18 protein-coding genes and 1 other RNA gene are annotated in these 18,297 nt (G+C 54.2%); 4 read left to right on the top strand and 15 right to left on the bottom strand.

All coding sequences use genetic code 11. From position 1 onward, the window contains the following. Positions 1 to 9: 9 nt before the first annotated feature. From ftsW to rsmI, 10 genes are all read right to left on the bottom strand, one after another. Positions 10 to 1,191: a putative lipid II flippase FtsW gene (gene ftsW, locus MLE19_RS02700; RefSeq protein WP_240716530.1), complete on the bottom strand. Its 1,182-nt coding sequence runs from the start codon at positions 1,189 to 1,191 to the stop codon at positions 10 to 12. Further along, positions 1,188 to 2,576, bottom strand: coding sequence for a UDP-N-acetylmuramoyl-L-alanine--D-glutamate ligase (gene murD, locus MLE19_RS02695; RefSeq protein ID WP_240716529.1), 1,389 nt, complete (start codon positions 2,574 to 2,576; stop codon positions 1,188 to 1,190). Before murD ends, ftsW begins: the two co-directional genes overlap by 4 nt. 58 nt (positions 2,577 to 2,634) lie before the next feature. Beyond that, positions 2,635 to 3,717, bottom strand: a complete 1,083-nt coding sequence (gene mraY, locus MLE19_RS02690) for a phospho-N-acetylmuramoyl-pentapeptide-transferase (RefSeq protein ID WP_240716528.1) — start codon at positions 3,715 to 3,717, stop codon at positions 2,635 to 2,637. A gap of 9 nt (positions 3,718 to 3,726) precedes the next feature. Then, entirely contained in the window at positions 3,727 to 5,085 is a 1,359-nt protein-coding gene (locus tag MLE19_RS02685) for a UDP-N-acetylmuramoyl-tripeptide--D-alanyl-D-alanine ligase (protein ID WP_240716527.1), read from the bottom strand. Beyond that, positions 5,085 to 6,578, bottom strand: a complete 1,494-nt coding sequence (locus tag MLE19_RS02680; protein WP_240716526.1) for a UDP-N-acetylmuramoyl-L-alanyl-D-glutamate--2,6-diaminopimelate ligase — start codon at positions 6,576 to 6,578, stop codon at positions 5,085 to 5,087. Before MLE19_RS02680 ends, MLE19_RS02685 begins: the two co-directional genes overlap by 1 nt. 18 nt (positions 6,579 to 6,596) lie before the next feature. Continuing rightward, positions 6,597 to 8,303, bottom strand: a complete 1,707-nt coding sequence (locus MLE19_RS02675) for a peptidoglycan D,D-transpeptidase FtsI family protein (RefSeq protein WP_240716525.1) — start codon at positions 8,301 to 8,303, stop codon at positions 6,597 to 6,599. Continuing rightward, complete coding sequence (gene ftsL, locus MLE19_RS02670) at positions 8,300 to 8,635, bottom strand: cell division protein FtsL (protein WP_240716524.1); 336 nt, start codon at positions 8,633 to 8,635, stop codon at positions 8,300 to 8,302. Before ftsL ends, MLE19_RS02675 begins: the two co-directional genes overlap by 4 nt. A 2-nt stretch (positions 8,636 to 8,637) precedes the next feature. Then, the gene (rsmH, locus tag MLE19_RS02665; RefSeq protein ID WP_240716523.1) at positions 8,638 to 9,594 is read right to left on the bottom strand and encodes a 16S rRNA (cytosine(1402)-N(4))-methyltransferase RsmH; all 957 of its coding nucleotides are present in this window, start codon (positions 9,592 to 9,594) and stop codon (positions 8,638 to 8,640) included. A 67-nt stretch (positions 9,595 to 9,661) separates the two neighbouring features. After that, positions 9,662 to 10,032: RNase P RNA component class A (rnpB, locus tag MLE19_RS02660), an RNA gene on the bottom strand. Positions 10,033 to 10,064: 32 nt separating this feature from the next. Continuing rightward, a complete protein-coding gene (rsmI, locus tag MLE19_RS02655) occupies positions 10,065 to 10,922 on the bottom strand; it encodes a 16S rRNA (cytidine(1402)-2'-O)-methyltransferase (RefSeq protein WP_240716522.1) in 858 nt (285 codons plus the stop codon). A 150-nt stretch (positions 10,923 to 11,072) separates the two neighbouring features. Between rsmI and MLE19_RS02650 the strand changes: the two genes are divergently transcribed. The 4 genes from MLE19_RS02650 (at position 11,073) to MLE19_RS02635 (ending at position 14,227) form a co-directional block, all read left to right on the top strand. After that, entirely contained in the window at positions 11,073 to 12,581 is a 1,509-nt protein-coding gene (locus MLE19_RS02650; RefSeq protein WP_240716521.1) for a penicillin-binding protein activator, read from the top strand. Then, on the top strand, positions 12,571 to 12,942 hold the full coding sequence (locus MLE19_RS02645; RefSeq protein WP_240716520.1) for a YraN family protein: 372 nt from the start codon (positions 12,571 to 12,573) through the stop codon (positions 12,940 to 12,942). The genes MLE19_RS02650 and MLE19_RS02645 overlap by 11 nt, the downstream gene beginning before the upstream one ends. A gap of 21 nt (positions 12,943 to 12,963) precedes the next feature. Further along, complete coding sequence (locus MLE19_RS02640; RefSeq protein ID WP_071692837.1) at positions 12,964 to 13,554, top strand: phosphoheptose isomerase; 591 nt, start codon at positions 12,964 to 12,966, stop codon at positions 13,552 to 13,554. A gap of 100 nt (positions 13,555 to 13,654) precedes the next feature. Beyond that, positions 13,655 to 14,227: a BON domain-containing protein gene (locus MLE19_RS02635; RefSeq protein ID WP_240716519.1), complete on the top strand. Its 573-nt coding sequence runs from the start codon at positions 13,655 to 13,657 to the stop codon at positions 14,225 to 14,227. Between the two features lie 80 nt (positions 14,228 to 14,307). Here MLE19_RS02635 and MLE19_RS02630 read toward each other — a convergent pair whose 3' ends face one another. From MLE19_RS02630 to petA, 5 genes are all read right to left on the bottom strand, one after another. Further along, the gene (locus MLE19_RS02630) at positions 14,308 to 14,814 is read right to left on the bottom strand and encodes a ClpXP protease specificity-enhancing factor (protein ID WP_240716518.1); all 507 of its coding nucleotides are present in this window, start codon (positions 14,812 to 14,814) and stop codon (positions 14,308 to 14,310) included. A 66-nt stretch (positions 14,815 to 14,880) separates the two neighbouring features. Beyond that, positions 14,881 to 15,507, bottom strand: a complete 627-nt coding sequence (gene sspA / locus MLE19_RS02625; protein ID WP_240716517.1) for a stringent starvation protein SspA — start codon at positions 15,505 to 15,507, stop codon at positions 14,881 to 14,883. A 150-nt stretch (positions 15,508 to 15,657) separates the two neighbouring features. Continuing rightward, positions 15,658 to 16,425 carry a cytochrome c1 gene (locus MLE19_RS02620; protein ID WP_240716516.1) on the bottom strand — a complete coding sequence of 256 codons (768 nt, stop codon included), beginning with the start codon at positions 16,423 to 16,425 and terminating at the stop codon, positions 15,658 to 15,660. Next, a complete protein-coding gene (locus tag MLE19_RS02615) occupies positions 16,425 to 17,684 on the bottom strand; it encodes a cytochrome b (protein ID WP_240716515.1) in 1,260 nt (419 codons plus the stop codon). Before MLE19_RS02615 ends, MLE19_RS02620 begins: the two co-directional genes overlap by 1 nt. Further along, on the bottom strand, positions 17,684 to 18,283 hold the full coding sequence (gene petA, locus MLE19_RS02610; protein ID WP_240716514.1) for a ubiquinol-cytochrome c reductase iron-sulfur subunit: 600 nt from the start codon (positions 18,281 to 18,283) through the stop codon (positions 17,684 to 17,686). Before petA ends, MLE19_RS02615 begins: the two co-directional genes overlap by 1 nt. Positions 18,284 to 18,297 lie beyond the last annotated feature (14 nt).

The following is an 18,297-nucleotide window of genomic DNA, read 5'->3' as shown; positions in this document are numbered from 1 at the left end:
GGCATAAAGTTACGATAACCGCGGCTCATGACGCGCTTTATAAGGGGTGGATGCGCGCCGGGGCCGATGGCGGGTTTCGGCATCTGTGCGCAGCAGCAGCCCCACCATAACCCCCGTCACGAGCAGACTAGAGCCACCGTAGCTCATTAGCGGCAGCGTTAGGCCTTTAGTTGGCAATAGTCCGGAGCTTACCGCCATATTAATAAACGCCTGTGCGGCAACGATAAAACCGATCCCGTAGCTTACATAAGCACCAAAAAGATGCCCGGCCATCTCAGCTTTGCGACCCACCCACATAGCGCGGGCAATAAACAGCGTAAACAGGAGTACGACGATAATCGCACCGATCATTCCCAACTCCTCGGCGATCACCGCAAATATGAAGTCGGTATGCGCCTCCGGTAAATAGTGCAGCTTTTGTACGCTATTACCCAGGCCAGTACCTGTTACATGCCCACGCCCAAAGGCAATTAGCGCCTGGGTTAACTGGTAGCCGGTGGCGAATTGATCCGCCCAGGGATCAAGAAAGCTTGTCCAGCGCGCCAGCCGGTAGGGTTCGATCACCACCATCATGACCGCCCCACTGCCCAGCAGCAGCCCACTGCCACCCAACAGCACCAGCGATGCACCGCTCATCATTAACATCCCAATCACGCACACGGTAAACACGACCATGCCACCAAAGTCAGGCGCTAAAAACAGCAGGCTGGCAGGCACCGCCAATACCGCCAGAGGGCGCCACATGCTAAAAGCACGGCGGCGCAGGTCATAGGTAAAACGCGACATAAATGCCGCCATATAAAAAATCAGACCGATTTTGGCAAACTCAGAGACCTGCAAACTCGGCAGTGGGCCCGGCAGTGCTATCCAGCGCTTACTGCCATTAATCTCTTGACCAATCATCAGCACTAGAATCAAAAGGAAAATAGTGGCGAGGAGAATCAACGCTGCATTCTGGCGCCACACTTCAAGGGGCACACAGAGCATAAACACGCACGCCATAATGGCGAGCACCAGGAAAATGCCGTGCTGGCGTGAGTAGTGGTAGGTATCTTCCAACAACCCAATCGACGCCGAACTGACCATGACCCAGCCTAAACCCGCCAAGGCGACCGCCGCTAATATCAGCCAAATATCGCACGGCATGTCACGGGTGGTAAGAGCTGCACGCAGGCGCTGAAAACGACTCATAGCGCCTCCCCCTCAATTGAGTGGGCCAGTTGCTGCACCCAGCGGCGAAACACTTCGCCGCGCTCTTGATAATTGGCAAACTGATCTAAACTCGCGCAAGCGGGGGACAACAGTACGCAGTCCCCTGGTTGAGCAATCTCAAAGGCGGCTTGCATGGCCTGAGTCATATCGTCTACCTGCTGAATCGCCACATGGCCCTTCAGCGCCTCCGCTAACCGCGGCGCATCCAGCCCAAACAGCAGCACAAGGCGCGCGCACGCGTTTAAAGGTTTGGCCAAAGGCGTAAAGTCTGCCCCCTTGCCTACGCCACCTGCCAATAAAATCAAGCGTCCATCCAACGAAGCCCCAATGCCATTAATGGCTGCCAAGGTTGCCCCTACATTAGTGCCCTTGGTGTCGTTTACCCAGGTAACACCGTTAATACGTGCGATCACTTCACTGCGGTGCGCCAATCCTTTAAATGCCAGTAAAGCACTGCACATGGGCGCTTCGGCAAAGCCTAATGCCTGCCCCATCGCCAGCGTAGCCAGCGCATTTGCGTAATTGTGCTGCCCCGTAATCGTCAGTTCATCAACAGCGATCCAAGGCTTGGTTCCTTGCATTAACATTAGCTTACCGTTGTCATACGCCAGCCCCCACTCATCGTTTACCGGTGGGCGATGAGAAAAAGAAGCCAGTTGACCAACAGAGTGCTCAGGCCACGTAAGAGCGTCATCTGCATTTACTACTGCGTGTTGGGCACCAATAAAAATACGCTGTTTTGCAGTTCGATAGCCCTGCATATCACCATGACGATCAAGGTGATCTTCCGAAAGGTTCAGAAATGCTGCGCAGCTTGCGCCTAGGTGCGGTGTTGTTTCAAGCTGGAAGCTGGAAAGCTCAAGAATATAGAGCCCTGCATGGGGATGACTGGCCAACAGATCCAGCGCGGGAGTGCCCAAATTCCCGCCAACCGCGGCATTAACGCCAGCTGCCGCGGCCATTTCACCGAGTAGCGTGGTGACTGTCGACTTGGCATTGGAACCTGTAATCGCTGCAATAGGTGCATTGGCAGCACGCACGAACAGGGCAATTTCACCCACGACACGAGGCTCTCCAGTGCGAGGGTTTATCTGCTCAGCCAGCGATTTCAAACCCGGCATGCGCGGGTCAAGCCCAGGACTTACAACGACTTCTTCGACATCCTGCAGATCCAATGCGGTAAGTGAGCCGCAGTGAATTTCAACCCCCGGATGCGCCGCGCGAAAATCATCAAGTCCAGGCGGTTCGGCCCGCGTATCCGCCACCACATATGGCACATTTAAGCGACTCAAATGGCGGCAGATCGCCCGGCCGGAGAGCCCCAGCCCTACGACCAATGTCACTCCCTTCGCTACTCGAACCATCACAGGCTCCCTCTCGCATCACGCCAACGGGCGGCAGATGCACGCATGGCCAGATACATTATCGGATTTTGAGCGTTGCGAGGCCAAGCAGCACCAGCACCACGGTAATGATCCAAAAACGCACGATTACCCGCGGTTCAGGCCAGCCTTTTAATTCATAATGGTGATGTAAGGGAGCCATTCGGAAGATGCGGCGGCCGGTGAGTTTGTAGGATCCCACCTGAAGGATAACGGATATGGTTTCCATGACAAAAATGCCGCCCATGATAAACAGCACAATCTCCTGACGCACAATCACTGCCACTACACCCAAGGCAGCACCTAATGCCAAGGCACCCACATCACCCATAAAGACCTGGGCGGGATAAGTGTTAAACCATAAAAACCCAAGACCTGCACCGGCTATGGTGGCGCAGAACACTGCCAGCTCACCGGTTCCGGCAATAAACGGAATATGCAGGTACTCGGCAAATACGGTATTACCACTTGCATAAGCAAATACCGACAGGCCCATGGCGACTAATACCGTAGGCATTATGGCCAGGCCATCAAGACCATCGGTTAAATTCACCGCATTGGAGCTACCAACAATCACGAAGTAAGTGAGTACGATATAGAAAACGCCCAGCGGCAGAGCCACCTCTTTAAACAGTGGCACCAACAAACTGGTTTCAACCGGCGTGGAGGCCGTTAGATAGAGCAGTACAGCGGCCCCCAGGCCCACGACTGATTGCCAGAAATACTTCCAGCGGGCAGGCAAACCACGCGGGTTTTTCTCAACTACTTTGCGGTAATCATCAACCCAACCGATGGCACCAAACCCTAGCGTGACGCCCAACACCACCCAGATATAGAGGTTGGTTAAGTCACCCCACAGTAAAGTACTGATGGCGATGGCCAGTATAATCATCGCCCCCCCCATCGTTGGGGTACCCGCTTTAGAAAGATGCGACTGAGGGCCATCATCGCGCACGGATTGTCCTATCTGTCCCTCGACAAGACGCCGAATCATCCATGGCCCTAGCCACAAACAGAGCATCAATGAAGTGAGGGCGCCTAAAATTACGCGTAGGGTTAAATAATTAACGACCTGAAAATCAGATTGATACTGCGACAGAAAATTCGCCAAGTGAAGTAACATGAACGGCGTTTACCTTATTTCATCCGAACGCAGTGCATTGACGACATATTCCATGCCCGCACTGCGCGACCCTTTCACCAGCAGTGTGGTGTCCGGCGGCAAAGTATTAGTGACATGACGCGTTAGCGCCTCGTGATCGTTAAAATGCAGCCCACGACCAAAAGCTTCGCTGGCGGCGCGCGCGGCTTCGCCCAGCGTTAGAAATTCATCAATGCCAAGCTCAGCGGCATAGCGGCCTATATCCGCGTGCAGCGCTGCCGAATCTTCCCCCAGCTCGCCCATTGCCCCTAACGCACACCAGCGTGGGGCTGGGCAACTCGCGAGGGTATCCAGAGCCGCTTTTACCGCCCCTGGATTGGCATTGTAAGTGTCATCCAACACGGTGACACCTCGCACTCCAGACACCACCGTTAAACGTCCCGACAGTGCTTGAAGCGTCTCAAGTCGTAACACTATCTGCTCTTCAGGCACGCCTAGCGTTAATGCAGCAGCTGCTGCGGCCAGCGCGTTACTGACATTATGCTTACCGAGAAGCGGTAAACGCACGCATCCCAGCGCTCGACCATGGTGCATTAGCGTGAAAGCATACCGCCCTTGCGGATCACAGGAAAGCGCTGAGGCGCTCACATCCGCTTGGGGATGAAAGCCGAAGCTTACGACTTTACGCGGGGCCGCGCGTGCCGCCCAAAACGTGTAGTAGTTATCATCGCGATTGATGATGGCTGTGCCCTGCTCGCTCAGCCCGGCAAGTAGCTCGCTTTTTGCCTGAGCGATCTGGCCCATGCCGCCGAATTCACCTACATGGGCGCCGGTGACATTGGTAATAATCGCCACATCGGGTTTTGCCAATGGGGCTGTCCAGGCAATTTCGCCTAAATGGTTAGCGCCAAGCTCTATCACTGCGGCTTGATGATCGGGCTGCAATCTCAATAATGTTAGCGGCGCGCCAAAATCATTATTCAAATTACCCTCGGTGGCTAATACGCTGCCAAGCGGCACTAACAGGGCAGCACACATCTCCTTTACGGTCGTTTTGCCACTATTACCGGTTATCGCCACCAAAGGCCCCTGCCATGCTTGCCGGTGCGCGCCTGCTAAGAGCCCTAATGCGAGACGTGTATCAGGGCATATCAATTGAGGTAGGTCACGCTCGGCAGGAGTATCAACCAATGCCGCCGCGGCACCTAGCTCAAGCGCGCGCCCTACAAAATTATGGCCGTCAAAATTTGGCCCTTTCAGCGCAACGAAAAGGCAGCCCGGGGTAATTTTGCGACTATCGGTCACTACCGAATTTATGCAGAGCTGAGCATTTCCACTGGGTGCCTCAATGCACAGGATCGAGGCAATTTCCCCAAGAGCCCAGCGCATTATTGATATCTCCTGGCGGCAAAGGCGCGCTGGATCTCTTCGCTATCGGCATAGTCGTAGCGTACCCCTTTGATATCCTGGTACGCCTCATGCCCTTTGCCGGCGATTAGCACGACATCCTGGGCGGCGGCTTGCTGAATAGCGGTCGCTACGGCCTCGCGGCGCTCGCCGATTTCAACAGGATTGGCGACATCAGAGAATCCAGACAAGATCTGTTGACGGATTTGCTCAGCGGGTTCGTGGCGGGGGTTATCGTCGGTAACGATAATATGATCTGCCAACGGCTCTGCGGCTTTAGCCATTTCGGCTCGCTTACCGGTATCGCGCTCTCCACCACAGCCAAACACACACCACAATTTGCCAGTATCGCCCAAGTGGGCCCGGAGCGCTTTCAGTGCGTTATACAGAGCATCAGGCGTATGGGCATAATCAACGATGACGCTGGGCGCATTAGTATCACGATAGAGCTCCATACGGCCCTGGACCGGCGTAAGCGACGAAGCGGCTAAAAAGAGTTCATCGAGTGATTCACCCAACCCATACAGCACAGTCATCGCCAGTAGCACGTTATCTAAGTTAAAACGCCCTATTAAACCTAACCTGAGCATTTTTTCGCCATCGGGAGTCGCAATCATGGCCTGTTGACCCTGCTCAGAGGCCTGCCAGTCCAGTACGCGCAATGTAACGGCCTCATCTTGCCCCGTCGCCAATACACGCACATTGCTGTTGCAACCTGCCAACATTAAGCGCGCTAAAGGATCATCGCCATTGACTACCGCCAGGCGAAGCTCAGAGCGCCGGAAAAGCTTCGCTTTTGATGCCGCGTAAGCGGCCATGCTGCCGTGATAATCCAAATGGTCGCGAGTCAAATTGGTAAACACGGCCACGCTTACATTGACGGTTTCTAAACGGTGCTGATCAAGGGCATGGGAAGATGCTTCAAGAGCCACACGACGCACCCCTTGGCTGGCAAGCTCACCAAGTGTCGACTGGAGCGCTAAGGAACCCGGCGTGGTTAAGCCGCTATCGCGTAGCTCACCGGGGCGGCCAACGCCCAACGTGCCTATCAAGCCTGTCGGTGTACCCAACGCTTCGCTTAGGGCGGCAATATAGTGGGTGACCGAGCTCTTACCATTGGTGCCGGTCACACCAATCACTTCAATATCTTGCGGCACCTTAAACAAAGCACGCCCTAGCTCACCTAAACGCATCGAAAGATGCGGCAGTTTTAGCACACGGCCTTCTAGCACCACATCGCCCTGCGGGCCCTGAGCCAAAATTAGCGCAGCGCCAGCTTCAAGCGCTTGCTCGATAAAGTCGCGACCATCACGCTGACTACCCGGCACTGCCACAAAAATATCGCCCGCCTGTAGCTTGCGGGAATCCATTTCAATGCGCACCCGATCTGGCAGCGCAGGCAGGTCAGCGGGTAACGGTGACTTAGGCCATACCTGCGCGAGCGCCGTCATCACATCGACTGGACTCAGCGTCATGAAATCTCCTTAAAAAAACTACTCTGCATCGTGATCTGGCGGAACGTCCAGTAAACGTAAAGCATTCCCCGTCACACTGGAAAAAACCGGGGCAGCGACAGCCCCCCCATAAAACTCGCCAGCTTTGGGATGATCAATCATCACAACAGTCACAATACGCGGATCGGAAATAGGCGCAATGCCTGCGAAAACACTGCGATACGCATCGGTGGTATAGCCTTGCTGACCACTCTTACGCACAGTCCCCGTCTTGCCACCCACGCGATAACCTTCAACGCGGGCACGCCGACCACCGGTATAGGCGGCTACCGAGGTTTCTAAAATATTTAACAGATCATTGGCTACTGAAGGTGATATTGCGGGAATACCTTGAGGGGGCTCAGAAAGCCGCAAAAGGGAGGGCTGCAGACGTACACCGTCATTAGCTAACGCCGTGTATGCACTCGCTAACTGAACTGCCGAGACCGATAGTCCGTAGCCATAAGAGAGTGCTGCGCGCTCGCTGCGCGACCAGCGCACCGGTGCCGGCAAACTACCCGTCGACTCACCCGGAAAACCAGTCCCAGGCGCCTGCCCTAACCCTAGCTGGTTATACTTTTCCCAAATTGCGGTATCACTCAGTTGCAGCGCCAAGCGAGACATACCAATATTCGAAGATTTTTCCAAAATACCCGGCAAATCCAATTCGCCATAGTTACGAAAATCGCGAATCGTAAACTGATCCAAGCGCATCCAACCGGGCGATGTATCCACTATGACGTCCCGGTCTACAACACCGCTCTCCAAAATAGCCGCCATCGCCAGCGGCTTCATCACCGAACCTGGCTCGAATACGTCCACCAGCGCTTGGTTACGTAGTCCGCGCGGATCGAGCCCTGCCCGGTTGTTAGGGTTATAAGAGGGTAAATTAGCCATTGCCAACACTTCGCCCGTGCGCGCATCCATCATCACTAGTACGCCGCCGTCAGCCTCATTTTCGGCGACGGCAGCGCGCAGCTCACGGTACGCCATATACTGAATGCGCTGATCGATGGCCAGGGTGAGCTCGCCACCCGGCTGGGCTTCGTTAATCACGCCCAGCTCACGCACCAGACGCCCGCGGCGATCCTTGATAACCCGCCGCTGTCCAGGGTGGCCTGCTAAATAGGGCTGATAGGAGAGCTCTAAGCCCTCTTGTCCAATGTCATCAACGTTGGTAACGCCCAGTAATTGCGCAGCCACTTCACCCGCCGGATAGTAGCGCTTGTATTCACGCTGGGGATAGACACCGGGAGTACGTAGATTAAGAATCTGCTGAGCAGCTGCAGGCGTCATTTGACGGCGTAAATACATAAATTCACGCTCGCTAAAGCGTGCCACCCGCGACTCAAAGTCATCCAGCGTCATGCCTAACGCCTGGGCAAGCATGACGCGCTGAATGGCATCCTCGGGCAACTCCTGGGGATTCGCCCAGATGGTAACAACCGGGGTAGAAATAGCCAGCGGCTCACCATTACGGTCGGTGATCATACCGCGGTGGGCGGGAATCGCTTCATGGCGCAGGGTTCGTGCGTCGCCCTGGCTCTGTAGAAAAGGCCGATCAATGACCTGAAGCAGCGTAATACGGCCGATTAAAATAGCTGACGCCAAGCCAATCGCAAGCAAGATAAATACGAACCGTCCGCCACCCAACGGGGGCGCAATCGGTGCCTGGCGGGAGGTGCCTCCTCGACGCTCGCTTCTCATGGCCGAATCACCTCAACATCATGGACATCAGGGATTCGCATACCCAGGCGCTCAGTCGCAATTTGCTCAATTCGGGCTGGCGTTGACCATGCCCCCTCTTCGAGCAGTAGCTGACCCCACTCAGTTTGCAGCTGGTTCTCCTCTTGCTCTAGCTGTTGCAGCTGAGCAAATTGAACTCGCGTCATATGCGTGGTGATGACCACGCCTAGCCCAGAGGCCATGCAGAGTATAAATAACAGACTAATAACCACCGGCCAGGGGCGTAAACGCAGCTTGAACGGCCACTCGGTACGTAGCGAGGCTGCCCACTGCTCAATCCGATCCATACTCATGATTACATCCGTTTGCGTGCAGCGCGCATCACGGCGCTTCGCGAGCGAGGATTAGCATCCACTTCTTCATCGCTTGGCCGCACGCCTTTGCCCAGTGCCTCAAGGCGCCGATTCATTTGATCGTCGCGAATAGGCACCCCACGGGGCAGATCAGTGTCACCGCGCACATGATGACGGATAAAGCGCTTCACACGGCGATCTTCCAGTGAGTGAAAACTAATCACCACCAAGTGACCGCCAGGAGCAAGCGCCTCAAGCGCCGCATCTAGTGCGCTGTCCAACTGTTCAAGTTCACCGTTGACGAATATACGCAGCCCTTGAAATGCTTTTGTGGCAGGGTGACGCCCTTTTTCCCAGGCAGGGTGGGCAACTTTAAGCACTTCAGCCAAATCTACCGTATGGGTAAACGGCTTCTCAACTCGGCGTGTCACCACCGCCCGGGCTAGACGCTTGGCATAGCGCTCTTCACCATAGGTTTTAAACACATAGGCAATATCAGCTTCACTGGCGCGCGCCAAAAATTCAGCAACGCTCTGACCCTGGGTTGGATCCATACGCATATCCAGCGGACCATCACGCATAAAGCTGAAGCCACGCTCGGGATCATCAAGCTGGGGAGAGGAAACGCCAACATCGAGCAGCACGCCGGAAAGCTTTCCGAACACGCCCTGCTCGCGGGCAAACTCGGCTAGCTGAGCAAATTCACGCTGGGTAATTTGAAAGCGCCGATCATCAATATCAGCCGCTGCGGCAATTGCTTGAGGGTCGCGATCCATGGCGAGTAGCTGGCCCTGCTCACCTAGCCGATCAAGAATTAACCGTGAGTGACCGCCTCTCCCGAAAGTACCGTCTAAATAGACACCTTGATCATCATGCACCAGGGCATCAACAGCACCCTCCAGTAGTACGCTGGTATGGCGAAAGCGGGAAGCAACCTGTTCAGCGTCAGGAGAAGACATTTTTTTCTCACACAAGATGTTAGAGACAACGTAATAAAGAGCGTGCTGGCACGCCCTGATGTGGAAATGGGGGAGTCGGCCGATAAGCCGGGTTCTGTCGTGGACAGCCATTCCTCTAGGCGCTGCGTTACCACAGCGCTCAAGCAACCTACCCGGACCCAGCGCGGGCCACGCCATTGGGTCCCTATTTGGTCTTGCTCCGAGTGGGGTTTACCATGCCACGCACTGTTACCAGGCGCGCGGTGCGCTCTTACCGCACCCTTTCACCCTTACCGGCCCCAGAGGTTTATTTCAGGGGCTTAGGCGGTCTACTCTCTGCTGCACTTTCCGTCGGCTCACACCGCCCAGGCGTTACCTGGCACTCTGCCCTATGGAGCCCGGACTTTCCTCCCCCGACACCTTTTAAGGGGTATCAGCGGCGACTGTCTGGCCAACTCCGGCGGCAAGCATACCAGCGCCCTCGACTTGCCTCAATGCTCACCTTTAATTGCTTGCAAGCGGGCATACCAAACTTGCTTACGGCCGCCGAGCATTCGTGCAGCAATGGCAGCACTCTGCTTAACCCCCACACCCTCTGCCAGCAGTGCCGCTAACAAGGCATCTGCTGATATATCTTGATGCTCGCTCTGCTCGACCGGCGGGGCTCCGGCAACAATCACTACAAATTCGCCGCGAGCCTGATTAGGGTCGGCAGCTAACTGCTCAAGCAAACTCTCAGGCGTGCCGTGCAAGAATGTTTCGAAGGTTTTGGTCAGCTCGCGGGCCAACACGACATCCCGCCCGGCCATTTGCTCCTGAAGCGCCTCCAGTGTGTGCACGATACGGTGAGGTGATTCATAAAATACCAACGTCTCTTCACGGGCTTTCCAACCCTCTAACGCTTGACGTCGAGCGCCTGACTTGGCGGGCAAAAACCCGGCAAAAACGAACTTATCGGTGGGTAGACCAGCCCCCGAAAGCGCAGTAATCAGCGCACAGGGGCCAGGGATGGGCACTATGTGCCGATTGCGCGCCCGCAGTTCGCGCACTAATACAAAGCCAGGATCACTAATCAACGGTGTTCCTGCGTCACTGATTAAGGCAATATCTTCGCCTGCGGCAAGATACCCGTCCAAGGTGTCTACCCGGCGCGCCTCGTTGTGTTCATGCAGCGAGAGCATGGGCTTGTTGAGCCCTAAATGCGTCAACAGGCGCCCACTATGGCGCGTATCTTCAGCCGCAATCCGCGTCACTTGGCTTAACACCTTTATGGCACGCGTCGTTAAGTCGTCCAAATTCCCAATTGGCGTAGCAACCACGTACAATGTGCCCGGATTATGGTCTGTCATTGTTGACTCTCAATTCGTTGATGACTTTCAATTCGTCGATGACGCTCGATTCGTTGATGGCTTGCTCTACCGGTGCGCTATGCTTGTGCAGTGGCCTCGGCAATCGCTGGCAGGCAGCGACGGCGCAAATGGAAACTTAAGGAAGGATACATGAAACAGTCATTACGTGGCTTACTCGCCGCCACCCTTGTGGCATTTCTCGTTGCAGGCTGTGCGATGCAGTCGCCAAGCGTGGTAGACCGTGTGCCTGCTGAAGACCCAGGTCAGCTACTCAGCCAAGCGGAGCAACAAGCACCAGAACAAGCAGCCAAAACGCGCTTGGAAGCAGCCAATATTATGGCTCAACAAGGTGAGCGCGAAAGAGCCTTTGAGACCGCAGATGGCATTGATGAGAGTCTCTTATCAGAGCCAGATCGCGTGCGCTGGGCGCTACTGTTCTCCGAACTGGGCCGAGCGTTAAATGAGCCCCGGGCCGTGCTCCGTGCAACTCAAGTATTAGACGACGAACTACCGATGCAAGCGAACCAGCAACAAACGCTTGCTGAGCGTCAGAGCTGGGCCCGCGGAGCGCTCGATCAACCCAGCGGTGCGGTGAGTGTTGCTCTGCCTGAACTTGAAGGCCAGGACATACGCCGTATAGTGGTTGCCCTGCCTGAATCAGGCCCGCTCAGCAGCGTGGCGAACACCATCGCCTCTGCGATGCGTCAGCACCATCAAGTTAAAGGTGGCAATGTCGAATTAAACTTCCTCGACGCCTCGCGCTATTCGCTGGACGAGCTTTATGATCGCGCCCAGCAGATGAACGCTCAGCTCATTATCGGGCCGCTAGACAAAGATCAAGTCACCCAGCTTGAGCAGCGCGATAGCGTGCCCCTACCCACTCTTGCCCTCAATTATGGCAATGGCGATAGCAATCAGGCACAGCGACTTTTCCAGTATGGTCTCTCAGCCGAAGATGAAGCGCGCCAAGCCGCACGCCGCGCCTGGCAAGATGGCCACCGCCAGATGTCCATGATGGTGCCCGATAACGGCTGGGGCCGCCGCGTTGGTGAAGCCTTTTGGAATGAGTGGCACGGCCAGGGGGGGGAAATCACCAATGCTGTCCGCTACAACCCTGAAAGTTCGGTGTCCAATGCCGTGCAAACCGCTCTTAACGTCAGCGGCGAGCGCGCCCGTTTGAACAATATTGACGCCCTTTTCCTGCTTGCCTTGCCGGAATATGCGCGCCAAGTACCGCCCACCATGGATTACTATTACGCGCCCAACCTACCCATTTATGCCACGTCTCATTTACATGAGGGGCGCCTGCAAACGCGCCTCGATCAAGACCTCAATGACGTGATGTTTGTGGATATTCCTTGGCAAATTCCGGACGCCGCCGTCGGCGGTGAAGAAGCTCTGCCCTTTGCAGCAACCTATCAGAGCCTGCGCGATGAATCTGATGCATCCATGTTCCGCCTGATGGCAATGGGGGTTGATGCTTACGAACTGGCCATTCGCTTCTCAGACCTTAACCAACTCAACGGTTTGAATGGCAGTACCGGAACGCTGTATTTAAATGACGATGGGCGTATTTACCGTGAGCTGCCTTGGGCAAAATTCCAGAACGGCGTTCCATCGCCTATTTTAATCCCTGGCCTGGGCAACAGTGGCGAATAACGCCCATACCGCCCGCGCCCGCGGTGCCGCCATTGAGCAGATCGCTGCTCAATGGCTGTGCCAGCAGGGCCTCGTCCTCGTCACTCAGAACCACCATGTGAAAGGGGGCGAACTTGACTTGATAATGCGCGATGGCGATATTCTCGTCTTTGTCGAGGTTAAACACCGCACAACGACACGCTATGGACATCCGCTGGAAACGATTACCTACCAGAAGCAGCAACGATTGGTGCGTGCAGCAAGGCTATATATCGCCCGAGGCGGGCTTTCATCGCCATGCCGCTTTGATATCCTGGCGATTACTGGCAAGTCACCCGATCTCGATTTTCAATGGGTGAAAGCTGCTTTTGATGCCTTTTGACTCTACAACCAGGAAGCCCTGATGGACTTTCAATCACGAATACTTGGCCACTTTAACGCCAGCATCGACACTAAAACCTATGCCAGCGAAGTGCTTCCGCCCTTTATTGAAGTGGCAAGCCAAATGATGGTGCAGTGCCTTGTTAGCGAAGGGAAAATCCTTGCCTGTGGCAATGGCGGCAGCGCAGGTGACAGCCAGCACTTCTCTTCTGAACTACTCAACCGCTTCGAGCGTGAACGCCCCAGTCTCCCCGCTCTGGCACTCACTACCGACACCTCAACACTCACCTCAATCGCTAATGACTACAGCTATAATGAGGTGTTTTCCAAGCAGATTCGCGCTCTGGGCCAGCCTGGTGATGTGCTGTTGGCTATTTCAACCAGCGGCAATTCAGGCAATATTGTGCAGGCCATTCAGGCAGCACATGATCGAGAAATGACCGTCGTCGCCCTCACTGGTCGCGATGGCGGCGATATGGCATCACTGTTAGGGCAAGATGACTGCGAAATTCGCGTTCCCGCCACCTCGACGGCCCGCATTCAAGAGGTTCACCTATTGGTGATTCACTGCTTATGCGATCTTATTGACGAACAGCTGTTTGGAAGCGCTTAAATACCTAATAAAAACACCACAAACGAAGTCTTTACAAACATGCCATTACAAACATGCCTTTCACTGAATGCTTAACTGCTAGTATCAAGGAGCCTTACCAATGACCCAACGCCTCTCCTCTCGCGGCTTCATGGCCGCAGCGCTTTGCGCGGTAATTTTCATCTCCGGCTGCGCCAACAATTCCGCCTCAAATCAATCCAACTATGCCCAACGTAGCGATGACGTTGAAGCCGTCGATATAACGATTGAGCGTGAAGTTGATGACGCACTAAAGCGCGCCGACGCGCGACTAGGCGATGCCCGCATTCGTGCCCATAGCTATAATGGCGTTGTACTACTGGTAGGACAAGTACCTAGCGAAGAACTTCGCAATATGGCAGGCGAAGTGACCGGGAACCTGCGCGGCGTTAGTGAAGTCCATAACGAACTGACTATTGCCGCCCGTCTTCCAGCCAGCCAGCGCCTAACGGATACTTGGTTAACCACCAATGTCGTAAGTCACCTGGCAACGAATGACCGCATCGACTCATCAAAGCTAAAAGTAACCACTGAGAACGCAAGCGTATATTTGATGGGCCGCGTCACTCGCGAAGAGGCTGATCGCATTGTCAATGCAGCCTCGTCCGTTGGCGGCGTACAGCGGATCGTTAAAGTATTTGATTACCTCGACTGAAAATCACGCTAACGTGATGTATTAGACATTAAAAAGCCTCGCTCATTTGAGCGAGGCTTTTTTTGTAAAAGCACCTGGGACTATTTAACGACTCGCAGGGTTGGCTTCTTCTTCGCCTTGCTCTTCGCTTGAGCCTCTTTATCAGCGTCATCGCTTGAAGCATTAGAGCCATCGCCACTCTTTTCAGAGACAGGCTCAGTGATCGATAGCTCAGGCTTGGTAAAAGCCTTATCTTCATCCTCAATATTGCTTAAGGATTCATCGGCATCATTCAGCTCGGGCTCCTGCCCAAACACCATGCCAGTGCCGTTTTCGCGCGCGTAAATGGCAATCAGTGCGGGAATAGGAATCATCACTTGCATAGGCTGCCCACCAAAGCGTGCATTGAAACCTATCGCCTGATTCTCCATAAATAGATCGCGCACGGCGGTGGGTGCGACGTTCAAAACAATCTGGCCATTCTGAACAAACTGGCGAGGCACTTCTACTCCTGGCAGAGTCGCATCTACGACCAGATAAGGGGTTAACTCATTATCCAACAGCCATTCATAGAGCGCTCGGGCGAGATAGGGCCGACTCGATTTCATCTAGACTCCCTCCTCCTTACAAGTAAGGCTCCCTGCCTTAAACCAGCGCCAAGGAGCCGAATGAATTCAAGCGCGCATCTCTTTTTCACGCTCACTTAAAGAGGCCTTAAACGCTTCACGCTCGAACACACGTGACATGTATGCCAGCAACGGTTTGACCTGCTTTTCTGGCAGCTCAATATTGAGGTCCGGCAAACGCCACAATACAGGCGCTAAACAGCAATCTACCAGCGTGAACTCTTCGCTCATAAAGTAAGGCATATCTTCAAAAATCGGCGATATACCAATTAAGCTTTCGCGCAGCTCTTTACGTGCTTTATCTGCCTCTTTTTTGCCACCGCTGCGGATCTGATCGACCATTGGGCACCACTCACGCTCAATGCGGTGCATCCATAGGCGGCTTTGCGCACGCGCGACAGGATAGACAGGCAGCAACGGAGGATGCGGGAAACGCTCATCCAGATACTCCATCATGACCTTGGACTCATACAGCACCAAGTCACGATCTAACAGCGTCGGCACACTGTTGTACGGATTAAGGTCTGCCAGCTCTTCCGGTGGTTTTTCGTCGAGAACATCGACGATATCAACGGCAACCCCCTTCTCGGCCAGCACAATGCGCACACGATGACTGAAATGATCATCACTACCTGAGTAAAAGATCATCGACGACCGCTTGGCCACAACACCCATGAAAGCATCCTCACATCAAAACAATCTTGGATAATAACACGCCAGCCCACCCTTAGGGGAAGCTAGCTTGCTTTGCTTTTATTGCCATGCTGACAAGCAAAAGGCGCACGGCTTACGCCGTGCGCCTTACTGACCATCAGCTACTGCTAATTAGTGGATATCTCGCCAGTACTCACGCTTGAGCAGATAAGCAATCACACCAAAAATGAAAATAAAGATCAGCACTTTAGGCGCTAACGCCTGGGCCTGGAGCTTGGAAGGCTCACCGACATAAGCAAGGAAGTTGGTAAGGTCATACATCGCTTCCTCAAACTCAGCAGGCTCAAGCTCACCCGGCTCTGTGACCTGCAGCACGTCACAAGACTGATACTTACCCGACAATGCATCCGGCTCTTGGCCCTCTACCGGATGATCCGTTTCAGCACATACCAGCTCTTGCACGCCCTGCAGAGGCTCCAACACGTTAGGCATTGCTACCAGATCAAATACCGTGTTGTTGACGCCGGTTGGACGGCTGGGATCCTTATAAAAACCGAGCAGATAGGAGTAAATCCAATCGGTTCCACGCACACGTGTTTTAAGCGATAGATCCGGTGGCGGCGCGCCAAACCAGCCCTCTGCGTCGCCACTGTCCATAGCATTATGCATTTGGTCGTTGTAGGCCAAATCCGGTGAGAAAATCAGATTCTCTTCAACCAGATCCTGAGGCATTCCCAGATCGTCAGCCGCACGAGCAAAGCGCTGGTACTGAAGTGAATGGCAGCCCATGCAGTAGTTCACATAAAGCTTCATGCCGTTTTGCAGCGAGGCTTGATCGTGAAGATCAGGATCCATCGAATGAGGCACACTTGCGCCTCCTGCAGCCATCGCAGTCACTGGCACTAAAGCGAAAAGGAGTCCAAATAGATGCTTTTTCATTAGCCAGTCACCCTTTCCGGAACGGGTTTAGTCTTCTCAAGCTTGGTGTATATAGGCATCAAGACGAAGAAGGCGAAGTAAATTACGGTGCATGCTTGCGCCAGAATGGTTCGCCCTGTGGTTGATGGTAATACACCCAAAACACCGAGAATAACGAAGCTGATGGCAAACAGCAGCAACATCACTTTTGACATCCAGCCTTTGTAGCGCATAGAGCGTACCGGACTGCGATCCAGCCAGGGCAGAACAAACAGTATTGCAATCGCCGCGCCCATAAATATAACGCCCAAGAATTTAGCGTCTAGGCCAAACACCGAGAAGGTAATGGCGCGGAGAATGGCGTAGAACGGCGTCATGTACCAAACGGGTGCGATATGGTCAGGGGTTTGGAGCGGGTTCGCCTGATCAAAGTTAGGTCGCTCAATGAAGTAACCACCGCCTTCTGGGAAGTAGAACACCACCACACAGAAAACGAACAGGAACACTGATACGCCAACAAGGTCTTTAACCGTGTAGTAGGGATGGAAAGGAATCCCGTCCAACGGAACACCGGCCTCATCCTTCTTCTGCTTAATATCAATACCGTCTGGATTGTTAGACCCCACTTCATGCAGAGCAATGATATGCAGTACAACAAGCGCCAGGATAACAATCGGCAGAGCCACCACATGGAGCGCAAAGAAACGGTTGAGGGTGATACCGGAGATCAGGAAGTCACCACGCACCCACTGCGCCAAATCAGGGCCGATCGCGGGAATGGCAGAGAACAGCGAAATGATGACCTGCGCACCCCAATAGGACATTTGCCCCCAAGGCAGCAGGTAACCCATGAAGGCTTCTGCCATCAGGACTAAATAAATAGTCATGCCAAAGACCCACACTAGCTCGCGGGGGGCTTTGTAAGAACCGTATAAAAGACCACGGAACATATGCAGATAGACAACGAGGAAGAAGGCAGAGGCGCCGGTGGTGTGCATATAGCGAATCAACCAGCCCCACTCCACATCACGCATGATGTATTCGACGGAATCGAATGCACCTTCAGCAGAGGGATTAAAGCTCATCGTCAGCCAAACCCCGGTCAGGATTTGGTTAACCAGCGCCAGCAACGCTAATGAGCCAAAAAAGTACCAAAAATTGAAGTTTTTCGGTGCGTAGTATTTGGAGAGATGCTCTTGCCACATTTGAGTCGCAGGAAAGCGATCATCTACCCACCGCATGATGCCCTTTTCCGCTTTGGCTTTATTCGGATTACCCATTAGGCACTCTCCTCATCTTCGCCGATGACAATGATATCGTCATTCTCAAAGCGGTAGGGTGGAACCTCAAGGTTAGTCGGCGCAGGAACATTACTGAACACGCGACCAGCTAAGTCAAAGCGAGAGCCGTGACAAGGACAGAAGAAACCACCCGGCCAGTTATCGACACCCACGCCCTCTGCATCAGGCTCAGGCCGAAACAGTGGCGAGCAACCTAAGTGCGTACAGATACCAATCAACACGCCAATTTCAGGTCGAATCGACCGTAACCCACCATCGATGTACGTGGGCTGTTGTGGCACTTCCGAATCAGGATCAGCCAACTGGTCACCGCTAAGCGCTTCAGTGCGCTCAATCATCTCCGGTGTACGGTTGATAATCCATATAGGACGACCACGCCACTCAACGGTCATACGTTGCCCTGGCTCAAGTCTCGATATATCTGCTTGAACGGGAGCACCCGCCGCTCTTGCCCTGGCACTAGGCTGCCAAGAAGCCACAAAGGGGACCGCAACCCCGACAGCACCTACCGCACCCACAACGGAGGTGGCGCCTACGAGGAAACGGCGTCGGCCTTTGTTTACGCCGTTATCTGCCATTTCAGGTTTCTCCC

Origin of the sequence: Vreelandella neptunia (assembly GCF_022489065.1) — a bacterium.
GTDB classification, from domain to species: domain Bacteria; phylum Pseudomonadota; class Gammaproteobacteria; order Pseudomonadales; family Halomonadaceae; genus Vreelandella; species Vreelandella neptunia_A.
This window is presented reverse-complemented; position numbering and strand designations above follow the sequence as displayed.